This is a genomic window from Mesorhizobium sp. B2-5-3 (genome assembly GCF_006441005.1).
In the GTDB taxonomy this organism is placed as follows: domain Bacteria; phylum Pseudomonadota; class Alphaproteobacteria; order Rhizobiales; family Rhizobiaceae; genus Mesorhizobium.
Genome location: NZ_VFUS01000005.1, coordinates 374,550 through 393,657 on the forward strand (window position 1 = coordinate 374,550; position 19,108 = coordinate 393,657).

Annotated in this window: 16 protein-coding genes; 7 read left to right on the forward strand and 9 right to left on the reverse strand. The window is 61.1% G+C overall.

Features of this window, described 5'->3' with window-relative positions; translation table 11 throughout:
- The first annotated feature begins 11 nt into the window (after window positions 1–11).
- Window positions 12–1,751, forward strand: coding sequence for a gamma-glutamyltransferase (ggt, locus tag FJ867_RS14670; RefSeq protein ID WP_140496553.1), 1,740 nt, complete (start codon window positions 12–14; stop codon window positions 1,749–1,751).
- Window positions 1,752–1,865: 114 nt separating this feature from the next.
- Here the strand turns inward: ggt and FJ867_RS14675 are convergent, their stop codons facing one another.
- The 7 genes from FJ867_RS14675 to FJ867_RS14705 all read right to left on the reverse strand — a co-directional run bounded on the left by FJ867_RS14675 (window position 1,866) and on the right by FJ867_RS14705 (window position 9,831).
- Window positions 1,866–2,210, reverse strand: a complete 345-nt coding sequence (locus FJ867_RS14675; RefSeq protein ID WP_140496551.1) for a hypothetical protein — start codon at window positions 2,208–2,210, stop codon at window positions 1,866–1,868.
- A 1,149-nt stretch (window positions 2,211–3,359) separates the two neighbouring features.
- Window positions 3,360–4,100 carry a ribonuclease activity regulator RraA gene (locus tag FJ867_RS14680; protein ID WP_140496549.1) on the reverse strand — a complete coding sequence of 247 codons (741 nt, stop codon included), beginning with the start codon at window positions 4,098–4,100 and terminating at the stop codon, window positions 3,360–3,362.
- Window positions 4,101–4,124: 24 nt separating this feature from the next.
- Window positions 4,125–5,288 carry a mandelate racemase/muconate lactonizing enzyme family protein gene (locus FJ867_RS14685; RefSeq protein WP_140685005.1) on the reverse strand — a complete coding sequence of 388 codons (1,164 nt, stop codon included), beginning with the start codon at window positions 5,286–5,288 and terminating at the stop codon, window positions 4,125–4,127.
- A 31-nt stretch (window positions 5,289–5,319) separates the two neighbouring features.
- Window positions 5,320–6,417 carry an ABC transporter ATP-binding protein gene (locus FJ867_RS14690; RefSeq protein ID WP_140496545.1) on the reverse strand — a complete coding sequence of 366 codons (1,098 nt, stop codon included), beginning with the start codon at window positions 6,415–6,417 and terminating at the stop codon, window positions 5,320–5,322.
- Window positions 6,418–6,427: 10 nt separating this feature from the next.
- A complete protein-coding gene (locus FJ867_RS14695) occupies window positions 6,428–7,318 on the reverse strand; it encodes a carbohydrate ABC transporter permease (RefSeq protein ID WP_140496543.1) in 891 nt (296 codons plus the stop codon).
- A complete protein-coding gene (locus FJ867_RS14700; RefSeq protein ID WP_140817739.1) occupies window positions 7,315–8,274 on the reverse strand; it encodes a sugar ABC transporter permease in 960 nt (319 codons plus the stop codon). The genes FJ867_RS14695 and FJ867_RS14700 overlap by 4 nt, the downstream gene beginning before the upstream one ends.
- A gap of 78 nt (window positions 8,275–8,352) precedes the next feature.
- Window positions 8,353–9,831 carry a sugar ABC transporter substrate-binding protein gene (locus FJ867_RS14705; protein WP_140580360.1) on the reverse strand — a complete coding sequence of 493 codons (1,479 nt, stop codon included), beginning with the start codon at window positions 9,829–9,831 and terminating at the stop codon, window positions 8,353–8,355.
- A gap of 214 nt (window positions 9,832–10,045) precedes the next feature.
- On the opposite strand from FJ867_RS14705, the gene FJ867_RS14710 reads away from it, so the two are divergent.
- The 6 genes from FJ867_RS14710 to FJ867_RS14735 all read left to right on the forward strand — a co-directional run bounded on the left by FJ867_RS14710 (window position 10,046) and on the right by FJ867_RS14735 (window position 16,400).
- Entirely contained in the window at window positions 10,046–10,756 is a 711-nt protein-coding gene (locus FJ867_RS14710) for a GntR family transcriptional regulator (RefSeq protein WP_140524027.1), read from the forward strand.
- Between the two features lie 52 nt (window positions 10,757–10,808).
- A complete protein-coding gene (locus FJ867_RS14715; protein ID WP_140580358.1) occupies window positions 10,809–11,975 on the forward strand; it encodes a mandelate racemase/muconate lactonizing enzyme family protein in 1,167 nt (388 codons plus the stop codon).
- A 66-nt stretch (window positions 11,976–12,041) separates the two neighbouring features.
- On the forward strand, window positions 12,042–13,403 hold the full coding sequence (locus FJ867_RS14720) for a mandelate racemase/muconate lactonizing enzyme family protein (RefSeq protein ID WP_140580357.1): 1,362 nt from the start codon (window positions 12,042–12,044) through the stop codon (window positions 13,401–13,403).
- A 102-nt stretch (window positions 13,404–13,505) separates the two neighbouring features.
- Window positions 13,506–13,832, forward strand: coding sequence for an NIPSNAP family protein (locus FJ867_RS14725; RefSeq protein WP_140496531.1), 327 nt, complete (start codon window positions 13,506–13,508; stop codon window positions 13,830–13,832).
- Between the two features lie 9 nt (window positions 13,833–13,841).
- A complete protein-coding gene (locus FJ867_RS14730; protein WP_140496529.1) occupies window positions 13,842–15,041 on the forward strand; it encodes a mandelate racemase/muconate lactonizing enzyme family protein in 1,200 nt (399 codons plus the stop codon).
- Window positions 15,042–15,182: 141 nt separating this feature from the next.
- The gene (locus tag FJ867_RS14735) at window positions 15,183–16,400 is read left to right on the forward strand and encodes a DUF2235 domain-containing protein (RefSeq protein WP_140557677.1); all 1,218 of its coding nucleotides are present in this window, start codon (window positions 15,183–15,185) and stop codon (window positions 16,398–16,400) included.
- Window positions 16,401–16,521: 121 nt separating this feature from the next.
- Here FJ867_RS14735 and FJ867_RS14740 read toward each other — a convergent pair whose 3' ends face one another.
- Window positions 16,522–17,403, reverse strand: coding sequence for an ABC transporter permease (locus FJ867_RS14740; protein ID WP_181165435.1), 882 nt, complete (start codon window positions 17,401–17,403; stop codon window positions 16,522–16,524).
- A gap of 62 nt (window positions 17,404–17,465) precedes the next feature.
- Window positions 17,466–19,049 carry a sugar ABC transporter ATP-binding protein gene (locus FJ867_RS14745; RefSeq protein WP_140817741.1) on the reverse strand — a complete coding sequence of 528 codons (1,584 nt, stop codon included), beginning with the start codon at window positions 19,047–19,049 and terminating at the stop codon, window positions 17,466–17,468.
- Between the last annotated feature and the right edge of the window lie 59 nt (window positions 19,050–19,108).

The following is a 19,108-nucleotide window of genomic DNA, read 5'->3' on the forward strand; positions in this document are numbered from 1 at the left end:
GGAGCCTCGCCATGCATATCACTCGCCGCACGCTGATCGCCGTCAGCCTCTCCTTCACAATCGCTTTCGCGCCATGGGCGGCCGCCTTCGCCGCCTCGCCAGCGCCTGCCAAAGGCGAGAACGGCATGGTTGTCACCGCGCAGCATCTGGCGTCGGAGGTGGGCGTCGAAGTCCTGAAGAAGGGCGGCAACGCCGTCGATGCGGCGGTCGCCGTTGGTTATGCGCTCGCCGTCGTCTATCCCAATGCCGGCAATATCGGCGGCGGCGGCTTCATGACCGTCCGCTTCAAGGACGGCAAGTCGACCTTCCTCGATTTCCGCGAACGTGCGCCGCTGGCCGCGACCAAGACCATGTATCTCGACAAGGACGGCAAACCGGTGAAAGGCGCCAGCCTCGACGGCTACCTCGCCGTCGGCGTGCCGGGCTCCGTCGCCGGTTTCGAGATGGCGCGCGAAAAATACGGCACCTTGTCCCGGCAGGACCTCATGGCGCCGGCCATTCGCTATGCCAAGGACGGGTTCATCCTCAATCAGGGTGACGCCGCCTCGTTTGCCGGAGGTGCCGACAGGCTGGCGAAGGATCCCGCTGCGGCGGCCATATTCCTGAAGCCGGATGGCAAGCCCTATGGCATCGGCGAGCGGCTGGTCCAACCCGACCTAGCCGCGTCGCTCTCGGCGATTTCCGAAAAAGGCCCCGACGCCTTCTACAAGGGCGCCATCGCCGATGCCATCGTCAAGGCAAGCGGCGCCAAGGGCGGTATCCTGGCCAAGGGCGATTTCGAACAATATGCGGTGCGCGAGCTCAAGCCGGTGACCTGTTCCTATCGCGGCTACGAGATCATTTCCTCGCCGCCGCCCAGCTCCGGCGGCGTCATCATCTGTGAAATCCTCAACGTGCTGGAAGGCTATCCGCTGTCCTATCTTGGCGCCGGTTCGGCCGAGACCGTGCATGTCATGGTCGAAGCCATGCGCCACGCCTATGTCGACCGCAATTCGGCGCTCGGAGATCCCGATTTCGTCGACAATCCGGTCTCGAAGCTGCTGGACAAGGCCTACGCCAAGGATATCCGCGACAAGATCGATCCGTTCCGGGCCGGCGTCTCTCAGGACCTGATGCCGAAGGGGTTCGGCGAGAGCAAGGAGACGACGCATTATTCGATCATCGACAAGGACGGCAACGCGGTCGCGGTCACCTACACGCTCAACGGCTCGTTTGGCGCCGGCGTCGTCGCCGACGGAACCGGTATCCTGCTCAACAACGAGATGGACGATTTCACCCAGAAGCCCGGCGTGCCCAACCTCTACGGCCTGGTCCAGGGCGAGGCCAACGCCATCCAGCCGAAGAAGACGCCGCTGTCGTCGATGAGCCCGACCGTGGTGGCCAAGGACGGCAAGCCGTTCATGGTCATCGGCAGCCCCGGCGGTTCGCGCATCATCACCATTACGCTGGAAGCCATCGTCAACGTCATCGACCACGGCATGAACATCCAGGAGGCGATCGACGCGCCGCGCATCCATCATCAATGGCTGCCCGACACGGTCTATATCGAGCCGTTCGGACTGTCGCCGGACACCGAAAGGTTGCTGGCCGGCATGGGTTATCATCTCGATCTCAGCGACAAGACCTGGGGTCAGGCAGCGGGCATACTGGTCGGCGGCAAGAGCCTGGCGGAAATTGGGAAGGGTGGCGGCGCCCGCTACAATGGCGCCATCGACAGCCGCGCCGCTTCCGGCGAGGCGCTCGGCTATTGATGGGACTGGCGCACTCCGCAAGCGCGTGAACCCGCGTCCGCAATCGCATCGAAAACGAAAGACAGGGCGGTCTGGGTTTCCGTGAAACGACCGCTTTAATTGACGATCAAGCCGTCACGAAATCAGCGTGACGGTGGATGCGATCAGCATCAGGGCCGCGATGCCGACGAACAGTGCGTAGATGCGCGGCCGGTCGAGCAGAAGCGCGTTTCCCGATATCCAGGCCGATGTGGCGCCGCCGAGCGCGAACAGGAAACCGTTGCGGTGGCCGAAGGTCATCGACGCGGCCATCAGCCCGCCTATGATCAGGGCGCCGAACACGATTATGACGGCGACCGCGTATCTCTCGAAGTCATTGCCGCTGCCCATCGCCGGACCGATCGCATTCAAATTCGGCAGGTCATCCGGATCGAAGGGGCTGGTCGACCCGTATTCGTCTTGACCGATGGATTCTCGCATCACTCGTTCTCCGCTGACCGGCAACAAACCATCAACACATGCCGAGCGCAACCCGATCGCGTGTTTCTCCCTACGTGTTGACCGCGATATCAAACCGTCCGGCAGGGCGCGCCATCCGTTTTGGCGGGTTCGGATCACCGCCGCAACGCCAGCGGTGTCTGCCCGAATGGCAACGGCCCGCCAACCTGCTTTTATATGGGCGTTTCTTCTGGAGAAAACATGATGGCGGAGTTGATTCGAGCTTCGACAGAAGCATTTTTACGCGACCGGAGCCGCGGCGCCAGGCGCGGCCGCGTAAAATTTTCAGCTCCGGGCGTCCGCTTGATGTTGAGCCAGGTGCGTTCCGCACTTGGGGCGAGCGTCATGCTGGCGCTCGCGGGCTCATGATGAACCAGCTCGACCAAAGCGGCCGGGCTGATCGCATGGACAAAGCTCGGCCGGGGATCGATTTTCGGCGACGGCCTGCGATATCCTAAGCTGGTATCAGGGCGGCGATACGATGGATGCTGATCTCCTTGCGTGCCTTGGACGCCTCGTTGGTCAGCCTCATGTAGAACCTCTGTACTGGACAGCCTCAATCCATAGTGCGAGCGCGGTGGCAGGCGACCGTCCCTTTACTTTCAAATCGCGGCCTCGATAGCCGCCGGCCGCGATCCATACCGTTTTTGAACGCTGATAGATTGTTACGCCTCGTGCATTCGCCCAAGCGCATGATTCCGCGAACTTTGGAGCCATTGCCGAGCCCGCTCCCGAGAATGCTGTCTCTATGTGACAAAGCTGCGTGGCCATATCAGGTCCCCTAATCTTGACGGTCCCGGCCGACGATCCCGGCCCCCGCCCAAAATCACCGAATGAATGATAGGACCGCTTCCGTTACGGTAATGTGTCGCCACCAGCGCGGTCAGGTATCTCCCGATGCAAAAGCCGCCAGCTTTCGGCAGGGACAGGTCTGGAGTGGCCAGGGATTAAACCCAGCTTAGGTCAACGAGCGGGCGGAGAGCCGGGATCGGCCGCCATTCAAACCTGATCAGGAGATCGGGCTGGAGACGATGGTGCGCAAGGCGCACCTGTTCGACGCACAGCGCGGCGCCAGGATAAATTAGGGGGAATGGCTGACGCGCGCTGGCGACTGTCAGTTCATCCTGTCTATCAAGGTTTGGCGTTGGCTTTCCGCCAAGCCTCGTACTCGTCGTTCGCGCTTGGGTGCAGTGGATAGTAGCGTTGCAACGGCGCGCCCCCCATGAGTTTCATTCGTGAGAATTCCTCCCAATCGTGATGCTTCTGGGATTCTTCGATGACCTTCGGGGCCATTGCGACGGGAAGCACCACCACCCCGTCGTCATCGGCGACGATGATGTCGCCGGGGATCACCGTGACACCGCCGCAGGCAATCGGAACGTTGACCGCATTGGGATAGATGCTGGTCTGCACATGATAATTTGGCGTCCAGCCGCGCAGCCAAAGAGGCAGGTCGAGCTTTTCGACATTGGGCCGGTCGCGCATGCACCCATCGATGACAATGCCCGCACCGCCTCTGCCCTTGAAATAGGTCGACATCATATCGCCGAAGACACCGGAGCTCATGTCGCCGCGCGCGTCGACGACGACCACGTCGCCCTCCTGCGCATGGTAGAGCACATGTCTGTGAAGTTGCGTCTCCGGATCGGCATATTCTCCCTCGGTGAAGAGGTCCGGTCTCTGCGGCATGAACTGCAATGTCAGTGCCGGCCCGACGATCGACTTCCCATGGTTCTGCGGCACCGGGCCGACCATGTGCGGATTGCGAAAGCCCATATGGCCAAGTGTGCCCGCGACCGTGGCGGCGCCGATCTCCCTTAGCGCGTCGATCAGGTCCTTGGGCGGCCGCGTGATATCGGGAGTATGCGTCATTTTCGGACTCCGGTTGAAATTGAATTACCAGTTGGTGACAGAGCCGTCGCGGCGCTTGAGATGTGGCGCTTCCCAGAAACGGAAACTCTGCGCCTGGACCGCCGCTTCATTGACCTCGACGCCGAGCCCCGGCAGGTCGCTGACCGGATAATCGGGCCCGTCGAGCCTTGGCTGTACGGGGAAAAAGTCGGAATTGTCGAAACCCAGCTTCCTTTCGGGGATCCTGGTTTCTAGCCACGCAAAGTTGGGCACCGCGGCGGCGAGATGCACGGTTGCGGCCGTGCACACCGGGCCAAGGGGATTGTGTGGCATCAGGTCCACATAGTGCGCCTCGCTCCAGCCAGCGACTTTCATCGCCTCGGTGAGCCCGCCGACATTGCAGACATCGAGCCGGTTGAACTGGTGGATGCCGCGCTCGATGTAAGGCAGGAACTGCCACTTGCTGGCAAATTCCTCGCCGATGGCAAAGGGGATGTCGGTCATCGTACGAAGGGACTCGTACGCCTCTGGTGTCTCGGCCCGTATCGGCTCCTCGAGGAAATCAAGCACGCCGCGGCCGAGCTTGCTGCAGAAGCTCGCCGCCTCGGCCACCGACAGCCGGTGATGATAATCGACGCCGAGCACCACCTCATCGCCCAGCGCCTCGCGCGCTTTGTTCAGCATGCTCGCCGTAGGGCCGATCGATTCACGCGGCTCGAAGACGTCCTTGCTGCTTTGTCCGATGGGGAAGAAGCGGATTGCCTGCCAGCCCTGCGCGCGCAGTTCGCGGGCGCGTTCGATCGCAATATCGCCCTCGGCCTCGTCTCCGGTCGAGGCGAAGGTGGGCACGCGGTCGCGCTGCTTGCCGCCAAGCAGCTCGTAGACGGGCACCCCCAGCGCCTTGCCTTTGATGTCATGAAGGGCGATGTCGATGGCGGAAATCGCCGCCTGCAGGACCCGGCCTCCTTCGAAGTACTGACTGCGGTAAACCTCCTGCCAGATCAGGCCGATCTGCATCGGGTCGCGGCCGATGAGAAACTCGCGATAGTGCTCGACCGCGCCCGCCACGGCTTTCTCGCGACCGCTCAAGCCGCTCTCGCCCCAGCCGAAGATACCCTGGTCGGTCTCGACCTTGACGAGCATCTGGTTGCGCGTTCCCACCCATACCGGGTAGGGCTTGATCGCGGTGATCTTCAGGTTCTTGGTCATACACGCCCGCGTTCCACGCGCATCCCCTGTCTCAATCGGCCTTGAGGGCCATTTCAGTTTCGCCGTCGAACAGATGCATCCGCTCCTGGTCGAACTCGAGCCAGATCCGCTCATCAGGTTTGACGGCGACGTTGGGCGACACGCTGATGTTGACGATGGCGCCCGACAGGAATGCTTGCACGAAGGTGACGTCTCCGGTCGGCTCCACCGTATAGGCCTTGGCCGGAATGGCGCCCGGGACCGCGCTTTTGTGCAGCTTGATCGTCGAGTGCCGCGCGCCGAGCACGACCTTCTTGGTGGTCGCTCCCTGGACCTTGCGCGCGTTGAGTTGCGACAGCTCAAGCGTCCAGCCTTCCGCGCTGGTCAGCGCGGTGCTGCCGTTTGCCGTCGAAGCCTCCAGCGGAATGAGACTCATCGCCGGGCTGCCGATAAAGCTGGCGACGAACATGTTGACCGGATGGGCAAAGACCTGCGCCGGTGAATCGTATTGCTGCAGATAGCCGCCATTCATCACCGCCATCTTGTCGGCCATGGTCACGGCTTCGAGCTGGTCGTGCGTCACGTAGATGATCGTTGCCTTGAGGTCCTGGTGGAAGCGCTTGATCTCGGATCGCATCTGCACGCGCAGTTTGGCGTCGAGGTTGGAGAGCGGCTCGTCCATGAGGAACACAGCGGGGTCGCGGACGAGGGCACGGCCAAGGGCGACGCGCTGCTGCTGCCCGCCCGAAAGTTCCCGCGGTTTGCGCTCGAGCAGGTGCGTCATGTCGAGAACGCGCGCCGCTTCCCTGACCTTCTTGTCGATCTCGTCCCTGGAGAGTTTGCGCATCTGCAGCGGGAACGCCAGGTTCTTGTAGACCGATTTCTGCGGGTACAGCGCGTAGTTCTGGAACACCATTGCGATGTCCCGGTCCTTGGGGTCGAGATCATTGACCACCCGGTCTCCGATGACGATGTCGCCCGATGTGATCGAGGTCAGCCCCGCGACGAGATTGAGCGTGGTTGTCTTGCCGCAGCCTGAAGGGCCGACCAGCGCAACGAATTCGCCGTCATTGACCGTCAGCGAAACATCGTTGACAGCTTTGAAGCCGCCATAGGTCTTGACGAGATCTTTGAGGACCACGTGGGCCATCGGCAACTCCCTAATGCTTGACCGCGCCTTCTGTAAGGGCGCGTACGAAGTATCGTTGCAGGACGAGGAACAGCACCACGACGGGCACGCTCATCATGAAGCTGGCCGCCATCAGGCCCGGAAAGTCCGTCGTGTTTTCCGAGAAGAAGCGCTGGATGCCGACCGGCAGCGTCAATTGCTCGTTCTTGGAAAGGAAGGTGTAGGCGTAGATGTATTCGTTCCACGCGCCGATGAAGGAATAGATCGCGGTGGCGATGATCCCAGGCGTCGAGAGCGGCATCACGATCAGGATGAAGGCCTGGAACCGCGTTGCGCCGTCGATGCGCGCCGCCTGCTCGAGTTGCACCGGGATGTTGTCGTAGAAGCCCTTGAGCAGCCAGATCGCCAGCGGCAGCCCGAAGGTCAGATAGGTGAGAATGAGCGAGCCGTGCGTGTTCACCAGGCCGATCGCGCGCATCAGGATGAAGAGCGGCACGAGAAAGATCACTGCCGGGAACATGTTGCGCAGCAAAACGGCGAAGAACAGGAAGTTCCGTCCGGGGAAACTGAAGCGCGAAAAAGCGTAGGCCGCGGGGACAGCCACGATCACGGAAAGGATTGTCGTGACGGTCGACACGAACAGGCTGTTCCAGAAGAAGCGGAGGAAGTCCTGGCCGACGCTGTTCTGCGGATCGAGCAATTTCTGATAGCTGGCGAGGGTCGGCTCGTCCGGCCACCATTGCGGCGGGAATTGCGTCGCCGCGAACCCCGATTTGATCGAGGTGATCAGCATCCAGATCATCGGCAACGCCGTATAAAGCAGCATGAAAACGAGGAAGATGCGCCCGGCCCACCGCCATCCGTCGACGCGCATACGGCGACGGGTCTGGCCTCGGGAGACCGTCTCGGCAATCGCGCTCATACGCCGCCCTCCTTCCGCTCGTTGCCGCTCAGCGCACGGACGTAGAAGTAGCCCAGCGTCATCAGGATGATGAACAGGAGCACCGAATAGGCCGATGCCACGCCCCAGCGCTGCCGGCCGAAGGCGAGTTCGTAAATATGGGTGATCCAGATATGCGATGCGTTCGACGGCCCGCCGCCGGTCATGATCCAGGGGATGATGAAGGAATTGAAGTTGGCCACTGCCAGCAGCAGGATCGTCACCACCGAGACGTTGCGCAGATGCGGGAAGGTGACGTGCCAGAAGCGCTGCCAGGCATTGGCTCCGTCAACTTTCGCGGCGAGCAGCAACTGCTCGGGGACTGTCTGCAGGCCCGCCATCATCATGATCATGGCGAACGGAAACTCGCGCCAGATATTGACGACGATCAGCGAGGGGAGAACCGTGCTGACGTTGTCGATGAAATTCGGCGGTCGGTCGGCCAATCCGAGGCCGACCAGCACTGCGCCGATGATGCCGAAATCCGAATGGTAGATCCACTTCCAGATATAGGAGGCGGCGACCGCGCTGATGACCCAGGGAATGATCAGGATAGCGCGCAGCACACCGCGTCCGATAAAGTCGCGGTGGAGCGCCAGCGCAGTGGCAAACCCCAGGACAAAGGAGATGAAGGTGGACCCGAATGTCCAGATCAGCGTGTTCCAGGTGACTTTCCAGAACACCTCGCTGGTGAGGATGGCCGTGTAGTTGTCGAAGCCGATGAAGGTCTTGTCACGAAGCTGCAAGCCGGGCGGCGTCTTATAGAACGACAGCTCGATCGTGTAGTAGATCGGATAGGCGATGACGATGAGCATCACGGCGATCGCGGGCAGCACGTACGCGTAGTCGGCGCGATGCTCCCAGATATTCCGCAGCGCACCGGACCTGCCGGGTTGCAATTTTCGGCGCGCCTCGGCGTTGCCGGTCACGATCGTCACGATGGTATGCCCTTGTTTCTTCGGAACGAACCGGCTGCGCTGTCAGCGCAGCCGGTTAGGTCGTGGGTCAGGCGCAGGCTAGAGCCCGCCCATCAGGTCTTTCACCTTCTGGGCCGCGTCGTCCGCCGCCTGGTCGACGGTCATCGCTCCGGTCAGAGCATTCTGCAGCATGTCCGGGACGATGATGTTCATGATCTCCGGGGCCTGCGGCAGCGCCGGGAACGGGATGCCGTATGGCAGCATCGAGGTCGTGACATCGAGGAATTTGATGTTGTCCAGACGTTCCTTCATCCATTTGGTCTTGAAGCCGTTCAGGTTGCCGGGATTCGATCCGGCATAGGCCATCTTCAGCGACCATTCAGGGCTCGTCCACATGCAGATGATAGCCTTCGCCGCCGGCTCGTCTACCTTGCCGCCTTCGACATATTCGGGCTTCAGGATGTGGATGTTCGAGCCGCCGAACACGACCGCGCGCTTGCCGTCGGGCCCGGCCGGGATCAGGCCGTAGCGCATGTTGTCTATGACGGTCTGCGCCTTGTCCTTGTCGGTGCCCGTCGCCTTCTTCTGCAGGTCGAGCATGACATTGTAGTCGGACGGGTGCGAGATCATCATGCCGAGTTGGCCGGCGACGAACAGGGGCTGGTTATCGGCCTGCTGGTTGGTGAGTGCCGAAACCGGAACCGACTTGTCGCGAACATACATGTCGTAGGAAGCCTGCAGCGCCGCCTTGCTCTGCGGGCTGTTCAGCTCGACCTGCTCATAGGTCGGGTTTGCCGCCGCTTCGTCGAAGACGCCGCCACCATAGGCCCATAGCTGCGGCATGAAGCGATACGGCGTATTGCCGGCATTCTTGCGAGCCACGAGGCCATACCCGGCAATGCCGAGCTTGTCGTGGATCTGCTTGGAGTACTTGATGACGTCGTCCCAGGTTGCCGGTGGCTTGTCCGGATCGAGGCCGGCGCGTTTGAAGATGTCGGCGTTCCAGATGAACGCCATCGTTTCGTTGTTGGTTGGAATGCCGTAGGTCACCCCGTCCCAGGTCACGGCCTTCATGGCGCCGGGCCAGAAGTCCTCGGTCGAATAGCCCACATCCTCGGGCTTCAGCGGCTGCAGATAGCCTTTTGAAGCGAATTCGGTACCACCCAGGATTTGCAAGCGGACCGCCATCGGCGCGGCATTGCCGAGGAGCGCGGTGCGGAACTTGTCGAGAAGGTCGTTATAGGTGAGGGCTTGCTCCTCGAGCTGGATGTTTGGATAGGTCTTGCGGAAGGTTTCGAAGAATTCCTTGTAGTACTGGCGCAGGAGGTCGGGGTCGCCCTCGAACACGCCCTGATACCAGAAGGTCAGTCGCCCCTTGTAGTCCAGCGGGGTGACCTTGGCACAATCGGCCGCCGTGTCGAAATCCTGTGTGCCCGCAATGGCGCGGACATATTCCGGCGACCACTTGCTGAGGTCGACCGGCGTTGCGCCCAGCGCCGATGTGGACATCAGTGATGCCGCCAAAACGCTGACGACAGTGCCGCGCAGGACCGCACTGCCGAGTATAATCCTCGTCATAGGTATCCTCCCTGGTTCTCCCATGCCGCTTTGCGGCGAGGCAAAGCGGTCTTGCTCGTTTGATCGCAGGACGTCTTTGTATCTGTGTACCCGTTCGGGAGCCTTGTACGTTTTCAGATCATGAATTGCCTGTCAACGCGTTAGATCGTACATTGTTTATCGAAACTTTGCGTGTTAATCGGAAAGGGTGTGTATTAATCCAGGGGAGCCGGCCTTGGCCGAACCAAACGATTTCAAAGCCAAGCCACCGGTGGGGATTGACCCCATAGGGGCGTCCAGCGAGGGCGCCTCGCTTTATGAGCTGATCAGGGAAGACATCATCGAGGGACGGCTTGCCGCCAACGAACGGCTCGTGGTCACTGATCTCGCCCGGCGCCACGGCACCTCGACCAACCCCGTGCGCGAAGCCTTGCAGCTGTTGCGCGGCGAAGGCTTTGTCACCTTTCTCCCCAACCGCGGGGCGCGCGTCCGGCCTATCGATCAAGAGTTTGTCCGCGACATTTATGAGATCGGCGTTCTGATCGAGCCGGCCCTGACGCGATGGTTTGTGAATATGGCCACCGGCGAGGACATCGCCGAACTCCAACGTCTCCAGGACCTGATTGAAGAGAACAACTTCGCCGATACGTTCAGGCACAGCGAGCTGGATACCGCCTTCCACACCGTGATGTACCAGCGGCATTACAACCGCCATGCCGCCGAGCTTTGGTGGAAGCATCGTGAAGTGCTGCGAGCCGTGAGCCGGCGTTTCAATTTCACGCTTGCCCGGCGTGCCGCGATCATTCGCGAGCACCGCGAGCTCATCGCGCTGGTAAAGGCGGGAGATGCCGACAAGGCGGCCGAACTCGTTGCTCGCCATGTCGAGGGCTCCGGCCGGCACATCCTCGAACATATGCGTGCGCGCAACGCCGCTCGGGCCGGATAGAATGCGCGATCCAGAACATCGTTAGCCAGACGATCAGACAGAGGTAGCTGACATGAAAATTACGAGCATTCGGCCGTGGCTGATCAAGTCCGATGCGTCCTATTGGGGAGAGTACCTGTTCGTCGAAGTGACGACCGACGAGGGGGTGAGCGGCTGGGGAGAGATCACGACCACCACCAAGCTCGCCAACCGCGCGCTCTGCACGATCCTACGGCAGATCGGCGCCGCCGTGACCGGCGAGGACCCGGCCCGGATCGAGCATCTCTGGCACAAGATTTTCCGCAGCTTCACCTATATGGGCAGCCGCGGCGCCGCGGTCGAATGCGTGAGCGCCATCGACATAGCTCTCTGGGACATCCGGGGCAAAGTTTTGGGCAAGCCCATCTACGAGCTGCTGGGCGGGCCGGTGCGCGATGAAATCGCGCTCTACACCCATCCCAACCAGTCCAAATTTACCAGCAAGGAGGCGGTGGTCCGCGAAATTCGGGACATCGTCGAGTCCGGACACACCGCGCTCAAGTTTGATCCTTTCCCGCATCAGGGACGTGGCGCCGATGGCGTGTCGCGCGAACAGCGGGACGGCTACCTCGATGGCAACATGACTCGCAAGGACGAGCGCGAAGCGGCCGAACTCACGGCTCTGATCCGCGAAACGGCGGGCCCTGATGTCGATATCCTCATCGATGCGCACGGCCGTTTCGACGTTCCGACCGCCATTCGCCTCTGCCGAAGCCTCGAGGAAGCCGGCCAGATCGACTGGTTCGAGGAGCCTTGCCCGCCCGAGAGCCTCAATGCCCTCAAGCAGGTGCGTGAGAAGGTCAGCGCCGCCATCTCGTGGGGCGAACGCGGCCACACCAAGTGGGACTTCGTGCCGGTGCTCGAAAACAAGCTCGCTGACTACATCATGCCTGACGTCACCTGGACCGGCGGCATTACCGAACTCAAGAAGATCTCTGCCCTGTGCGAAGCCTACTACGTCCCGGTCTCGCCGCATGACGCCGCGGGGCCGATCAACGTGGTGGCGGGGGCGCAGGTGATGATGACAGTTCCTAACTTCTACAAGCTCGAGACGTCGGAGTGGAACCTGGGTAAATACGATCATCTCATCGACACACCGCTCGACGTTTCGAACGGCAGCCTGAAACTGACGTCGAAGCCCGGTCTCGGCATCGAGATGGACCGCGAGTACCTGCAAGCCCACGAGATTGAGCTGGGCTGACGCATGTCGCCTCATGTCGGGGCTGCATGCCGCCGAAAAGCCCGCCTACCAAAACGAGGATAAGTGATGCCCAAGACCGGTGGAGCCGACGAAGCCCTTGATCGGGTGAACATGAACTCCAAGCCGTCCGATCTTCGCATCACCGACATGCGGGTGGCTGAAATCGTCGGCGCACCGTTCACAACGGCGCTGCTCAAGATCTACACCAACCAGGGCATCGTCGGGCTTGGCGAGGTGCGCGACGGGGCCAGCGCCACCTACGCGCTGATGCTGAAGAGCCGGTTGCTTGGCGAGAATCCCTGCAACATCGATCGCCTGTTTCGCCGGATCAAGCAGTTCGGCGGGCACGGCCGGCAAGGCGGCGGCGTCTCGGCGGTCGAAATCGCGCTGTGGGATCTCGCCGGCAAGGCCTATGGCGTTCCGATCTACCAGATGCTCGGCGGCCGGTTTCGGGAGAAGGTGCGCCTCTATTGCGATACCGATGCAACCGTGCCGAGCGGCACAGAGACCGGCAAACGTCTCAAGCAGCGCATGGAGCTCGGCTTCACCTTCCTCAAGATGGATCTGGGGCTGATGCAGATCGCGGATGTGCCCGGCGCGGTCGTGTCTCCTGCCGGCTCACTGGAAGGCTATCGCGTTCATCCTGCCCGCGGCCCACTCAAGACCGTTGATGAGCGGCGCGCCCGCAACGCGGCCTACGACCTGCATAATGTCGCCCACCCGTTTACCGGCCTCCATTTTTCCGACAAGGGCCTCGACCTGCTCGAGCAGTACATTGCCGAGGTTCGCGAGGTCATCGGCATGGAGATCCCGCTCGCGATTGACCACGTCGGCCACATCTCGTTGCAGAACGGCATTCGGCTCGCCAGGCGAATTGAAAAATACGTGCCGGCCTGGCTCGAGGATGTAATCCCCTGGCAGTACACCGAGCAGTACCGGCAGTTGCAGGACGCCACCACGGTGCCCATCTGCACCGGCGAGGACATCTACCTCAAGGAGGGGTTCGAGCCTCTGCTCAAGAGCGGTGGCCTCTCCATTATCCACCCGGACCTGCTCACCAGCGGGGGCATCCTGGAGACCAAGAAGATCGGCGACATGGCGCAGGATCACGGCGTCGCCATGGCCATCCACATGGCCGAAAGTCCAATCGCCGCGATGGCCGCGGCCCATGTCGCCACCGCGACCGAGAATTTCATGGCGCTCGAATATCACTCCGCCGATGTCGACTGGTGGGACGATATCGTCACCGGCCTTCCCAAGCCGCTCGTGCAGGACGGGTTCATCACTGTTCCGGACAAGCCGGGTCTGGGGATCGACGACGTCGTAGACGAGGTGATCTCGCAGCATCTGCAGCCGGGTGTCACCGGCATCTGGCAATCCACCGAGCATTGGGACAATGAATATAGCTGGGACCGGACCTGGAGTTAGCCCAGACGCCCAGCCCTCATTCCTCAAGCTCACAGGGCCAACGACCGACTATTCGTGTCGACCTCTCCGAGGGGAGAGGCGAAGAAAGAAACGGACGAAACCATGATCTACGAACTGCGTATCTACGACTGCCTGCCGGGCAGGCTGCCGGCTTTGCTCAAGCGCTTTTCCGACCAAACGCTGGCCATCTGGGAGAGGCATGGCATCCGCCAAGCCGGGTTTTTCACCACGGCGATCGGCGAAAACAGCAATCGCCTTACCTATTTCCTCGCCTGGGAATCGCTGGCCGAGCGTGAGGCGAAATGGGCGGCTTTCGTCACCGATCCGGCATGGCACAGGGCCCGGGACGAGTCTGAGCGTGACGGGCAGATCGTTGCCAATATCGCCAGCCAGCTGCTCACACCGACAGCTTTCTCGTCTGTGAAATAGGACTGTGCCATGAAGATCACCGACCTGCGCTGCGCCGTCATCGGGCGGCATCCCATCGTTCGCGTCGTCACTGACGAGGGCCTCCATGGCCTTGGCGAGGTCGAGTTCACAAAGACCTATCTCAAGCCCTTTGTGCTGCATTTCCGCGAGGCGCTGATCGGCGAGGATCCGACCGACGTCGAGCGGGTGATGCTGAAGATCCGCCAGCGAGGTTCGTTCAAGCCCTATGGCGCCGCCGTCTCCGCGATCGAGCATGCGCTGTGGGACATTGCCGGCAAGGCCGCTGGCGTGCCGGCCTACAAACTGCTCGGCGGCAAGGTGCGCGACAAGGTGCGCGTCTATAACGGCTCGATCCGCCGGAAACGCGCGGGCGACCGGCCGGAGGATTATGCGGCCGACGTCAAATGGATGATGGAGCAGCCGCAGAACTTCTTCATGGTCAAGCAAGGAATCTCGTTCCACTCGAACATGAAGGACAGCATCGAGGACTTCCATTATGGCGTGACGCAGAAGAAGGCCGGCTATCACGGTGCCATGGATCAGGGCGTGATCAGCGAGCGCGGTTTCAACCACATGCTCGACTGCGTGATCGCCATGAAGGAAGTGCTGGGCGACAAGGTCAGCCTGGCGCTCGACTGCGGCCCGGGCTGGATGCTGCCCGATGCGATCAAGTTCGCTCGCGCGGTGGAGAAGTACAATTTGATGTGGCTCGAGGACATGCTGACCGGCGACTATGTGCCATGGGTCAATCCGCAGGCCTATCGGGAGTTGACAACCTCCACCTCGACGCCGATCCATACCGGTGAGCAGATCTACTTGCGGCACAATTTCAAGGAGCTGATCGAGACGCAGGCCGTGCGCGTCATCGGCCCCGATCCTGCCGATATCGGCGGTATTGCCGAACTCAAATGGGTCGCCGAGCACGCCTATATGCACTCCATCCTGATGGCGCCGCACGGCACCGCCAACGGCCTGCTGGGCCTCGGCGCCCTGATCAACGTTTGCGCCACCTTGCCCGCCAACTACATTGCCTTCGAATATCCGAGCGCCTCTGACCCCTGGTGGGAGGATCTCGTGATCGGCCTGCCGTCGCAGATCGTGAAGGACAGCATGGTGGACCTGCTGGAAGCGCCGGGACTGGGCCTCGATATCGACGCCGAAGCAGCCAGGAAGTATCTCAGGGAAGAGGATACGGGCTTCTTTGATTGAAGCCCTCTTCTTTCGCCACCGGAACCACGCCGACCGCGCCGCTACATTCTCATCGGTATCCATTGTCAGACGCCTGTTGATGTGATCCACAGCTTGGGTCAAAGTCGGTTGGTCTGAACTGGACCTTCAAAGGCGGTGGCGTTGAAGCGGACTGGCAAAAACATCGTTGTCTGCTGCGATGGAACGGGAAACCAGATCGAGCGCAATCTCTCGAATGTCTTGAAGTTGTTCCGCATCCTGAAGAAGAATGAGGAGCAGCGCGTCTATTATGACGCCGGCATAGGAACCATCGGTGCCAGCGATGCCTGGACGCGATGGCGCCAGAACGCGAAATCCGTGTTCGAGCTCGCAACTGGATATGGTCTCGACGCCGAAATCGCCGGCGCCTACGCCTTCATCTGCAGGCACTACGTCGAAGGGGACGTAATCTTCCTCTTTGGCTTCAGCCGCGGAGCCTATACAGCCCGCGCCGTTGCGGGCTTGATCCACATGATCGGCCTGCTGCATCCGGACCAACTCAACATCGTTGAGTATGCCGTAAGCTCTTACAAGCAAGCCAGCGATGAGCACGACCTTAGCGTTGCCTGGCACTTTTCCAAGGTTTCAGGAGCCCGGGACGCGCGCATCAGATTTCTTGGTGTTTGGGACACCGTGGCGTCGATCATCGTGCCGCGAAGCGACCGGCTTCTACCACAGCTCCTGACACTGCCGCATACGAGGACCAACCCGAGCGTCGAAGTCTTTCGACATGCAATTGCGATCGATGAGCATCGTCGCATGTTCCGGCTGAACCGGTGGGTCGAGCCGCAGCCATTCGTCGAAAATCCTTTCGACAAGATTTCGCCGGCAAAAGAGCAGGATATCAAACAAGTCTGGTTCGCCGGATCTCATTCCGATGTCGGCGGTGGCTATCCTGAAGAGGAAAGCGCCATATCCAAATTTCCGCTCGACTGGATGGTTGATCAGGCCAAAGCATTTGGATTGCAGACCAATTCCCGCATGCTGGAGCGGCTTGTCTTCGGGGAAGGGAAGGGCGAGGGGACGATGACGTTCGTCAGCCCCGATCCGTTGGGGATCGTGCATGATTCAATGACCGTGGGCTGGAAGCCGCTCGAGTGGATCCCAAAGTCCGTCAAATGGCGTGAATGGAAGCGAAAATCCGTCCTCGGCTTCTACCTACCGCAAGCCGAGCCGCGCACGATCGAGCGACAGGAACGGCGGCCGCTGGTCCATCAGTCGGTTCTGGATCGGAAGGCGGCGATCCCGGCCTATAAGCCCGAGAATTTTCCAACCGCATTCGATGTTGAACCTTATGGTGACCTCATGCAGGACCACCTGGCCAACGAAGCCGCTACCTAGCGCAGACACCGAGCGGGCCAGCAGGTCTGTGACGGCAGAGAATTTCGGGTGGGTCGGTCCTACTTCGGCAGTCAACGCGTGGAACGCGCGCGTTTCGTCGGGTCATGGAACTCTGCTGCTTTCAACGCCGGTTCAACGAGACGGCAATGATGATGATAGCGCCCTTGATCACCTCCTGGATGCTGGTCGAAAGACCGAGCACGAGAAGACCGAATCCGAGAATTCCTATGAAGATTGCTCCGACGACAGAACCGACGATCGATCCATAGCCGCCGAAGAGACTTGTCCCGCCTATGATCACGGCCGCGATGACGTCGAGTTCGAGACCCGCCCCCAGGCTGGGATTGCCGGCGGTGGAGCGGGCCGCGAGCATCATCCCTGCAAGGGATGCCATCATGCCGGACAGCACAAAGGCGAAAATTTTGACGCTGTCCGTCCGCACCCCGGAAAAGCGGGCGGCTACAGGGTTTCCACCAGTCGCATAAACACGCCTGCCGAAGGGCATCTGGTGCAGAAGATAATAGCCGACGGAAGTTAGGACGATTGTCCACCAGATTGGCGCCTGCACGCCCAGAAAACTACCGTTCCAGAACAGGTTCGAGAAATCATCGTCGACGATCGACACTGGCCGGGTGCCGGTGATCGTCAGCGCCAGTCCGGAAAAGATCGACAGCATGCCAAGGGTCACAAGAAACGATGGAATGCGTATTTTTGTAACAAGGATGCCGGAGGTGGCCCCGATCGCTGCGCCGGCTGCCAGCACCAGAAGAGCTGCGACGTAGGTGGGAACATCCTGGCCGAGCAGCAGCGCTCCGATCATCCCCGAAAAACTTGCAACCGATCCTACCGACAGGTCGATTTCGCCGCAGATGATGACGAATGTCATGCCGATCGCCATTGCCGAAACGATGGCCGTGATGCGCAGAACCGCGCTTGCGGTCGACACAGACGCGAAGTGTGGAGCAAACAGGACGAAGTAGAGGGTTATCGCCAGGAAGATCACATAGGTGATGTGATCGCGGAAAAAATTTATCGCATTTGCGTGCGAGGGCATAGGGGACGGTTTCATGCTGCAACTCCCTGGGCGCGCGCACTGGCTTGTCTGGCCGCCTCGGCCTGCAGCAACGCGCGAAGTTTTGTCTCGTCGTCCGCGCGATCGATGCTGCGCGTGATCCGCCCTTGCGCCATCACCAGAATGCGATCGGACAAATCCAGGAGTTCTTCGAGTTCCGAAGAAATGAGCAGCACGGCGACGCCTTCGCCGGCCGTGCGGCGCACAAGTTCGCGCATATCGCGCTTGGCATTGATGTCGACGCCGGAGGTTGGTTCGTCGAGGATCAACAGCTTCGGCTTCATGGCCAGCCATTTGGCGAAGACGATCTTCTGCTGATTGCCGCCCGAAAGCTCCTGGGCTTTCTGTAAGGGACCGCGGCACAGGATACTGAGATCGTCCCGGTATTGTCTGAACAGAGCCGTTATCCGGGCCTTCGCCATCGGCCCGAACGGACCCGCCAGCGAGAACTCGGAAAGGCGCGGAAGCGCGAGGTTCTCCTCGATCGAACGTCCACCCACAAGACCTTCGAGCCGACGGTCTTCGGGGACAAGCGCGATACCGGCAGCGATGGCCCTGCTGACACTGCCCGGCTGGACGGGGTCGCTCCCGACGGCGATGTGGCCGGTTACATCCGGAAGGATGCCGAACAAGGCCTTGCCCAGGGTCGAGCGGCCACTGCCGACAAGCCCGGCAAGGCCGACGATCTCGCCCGGGCCGATCGAGAACGACACGCCGGACAGTTTGCGCGAGGTGGCAAGGTCACGGACCTCAAGAGCCGGCGTCCCGGCGGGCGTTGCAGGCTGCCGATTTGCTGGCGCGGCTGCGGCAGGGGAAGGCGTTTGGACCTTGGGCCGGGACATCAACGCCGCGATATCCTCGATGGACGTCTTCTCCGGATCAAGCGGGCCAACCAGTCGCCCATCCTTGATGATCGAAATGCGATCCGAAAGCTGCAGCACATCGGCCATGCGATGGCTGATGTAGACGATACCGATTCCGTTCTGCTTGAGCTGACCGATTGTCCGAAAAAGCGTTTCCTCCTCATGGATGGTCAGCGACGAAGTCGGCTCGTCCATTACGAGCAGCTTGGCGCCCCGCGAGATCGCTTTGAGAATCTCGACCATCTGGCGCTGAGCGAACGCCAGGTCGCCCACACGTGCCGAAGCATCGAGCGAGAAGGCATATCGCTCGATCAGAGCCCGGGCCTCGCGCAGCATTTTTCTGGCATCGACACGTCGGCCGAAGGCGAGCGGCTCGCGAAGGATAAACAGGTTTTCGGCAACCGAACGATTCGGCAACACGCTCAGTTCCTGGAAGATCATTGCGATTCCGCGATCGATCCTCTCTCGAAGCGACAGGGCGGTGACATCCTCGCCGTCGAACAGAATCCGGCCTTCGTCCGTCCGATACGCGCCCATGAGGATCTTCATGAGCGTCGACTTGCCCGCACCGTTTTCGCCGAGCAGTGCATGCGTTTCGCCGGCCTTGACCTCGAACGAAATGTCCGACAGCACGCGGTTCGCGCCAAACGACTTGCCGATGCGTTGCATCGTTACGATAGGGCGCTGGGACGTTGAAGTTTTCGCTTCGGCCATGACGATTTCTCGATCGCTCGGGGAGCGCCGGCGGACTGCTGCGGCCCGCCGGCGAAAGA

Bases quoted from the DNA above. Each gene is read 5' to 3' on its own strand.
- ggt (WP_140496553.1), top strand. From the start codon at position 12: ATGCATATCACTCGCCGCACGCTGATCGCCGTCAGCCTCTCCTTCACA.
- FJ867_RS14675 (WP_140496551.1), bottom strand. From the start codon at position 2,210: ATGCGAGAATCCATCGGTCAAGACGAATACGGGTCGACCAGCCCCTTC.
- FJ867_RS14680 (WP_140496549.1), bottom strand. From the start codon at position 4,100: ATGACGCATACTCCCGATATCACGCGGCCGCCCAAGGACCTGATCGAC.
- FJ867_RS14685 (WP_140685005.1), bottom strand. From the start codon at position 5,288: ATGACCAAGAACCTGAAGATCACCGCGATCAAGCCCTACCCGGTATGG.
- FJ867_RS14690 (WP_140496545.1), bottom strand. From the start codon at position 6,417: ATGGCCCACGTGGTCCTCAAAGATCTCGTCAAGACCTATGGCGGCTTC.
- FJ867_RS14695 (WP_140496543.1), bottom strand. From the start codon at position 7,318: ATGAGCGCGATTGCCGAGACGGTCTCCCGAGGCCAGACCCGTCGCCGT.
- FJ867_RS14705 (WP_140580360.1), bottom strand. From the start codon at position 9,831: ATGACGAGGATTATACTCGGCAGTGCGGTCCTGCGCGGCACTGTCGTC.
- FJ867_RS14715 (WP_140580358.1), top strand. From the start codon at position 10,809: ATGAAAATTACGAGCATTCGGCCGTGGCTGATCAAGTCCGATGCGTCC.
- FJ867_RS14720 (WP_140580357.1), top strand. From the start codon at position 12,042: ATGCCCAAGACCGGTGGAGCCGACGAAGCCCTTGATCGGGTGAACATG.
- FJ867_RS14725 (WP_140496531.1), top strand. From the start codon at position 13,506: ATGATCTACGAACTGCGTATCTACGACTGCCTGCCGGGCAGGCTGCCG.
- FJ867_RS14730 (WP_140496529.1), top strand. From the start codon at position 13,842: ATGAAGATCACCGACCTGCGCTGCGCCGTCATCGGGCGGCATCCCATC.
- FJ867_RS14745 (WP_140817741.1), bottom strand. From the start codon at position 19,049: ATGGCCGAAGCGAAAACTTCAACGTCCCAGCGCCCTATCGTAACGATG.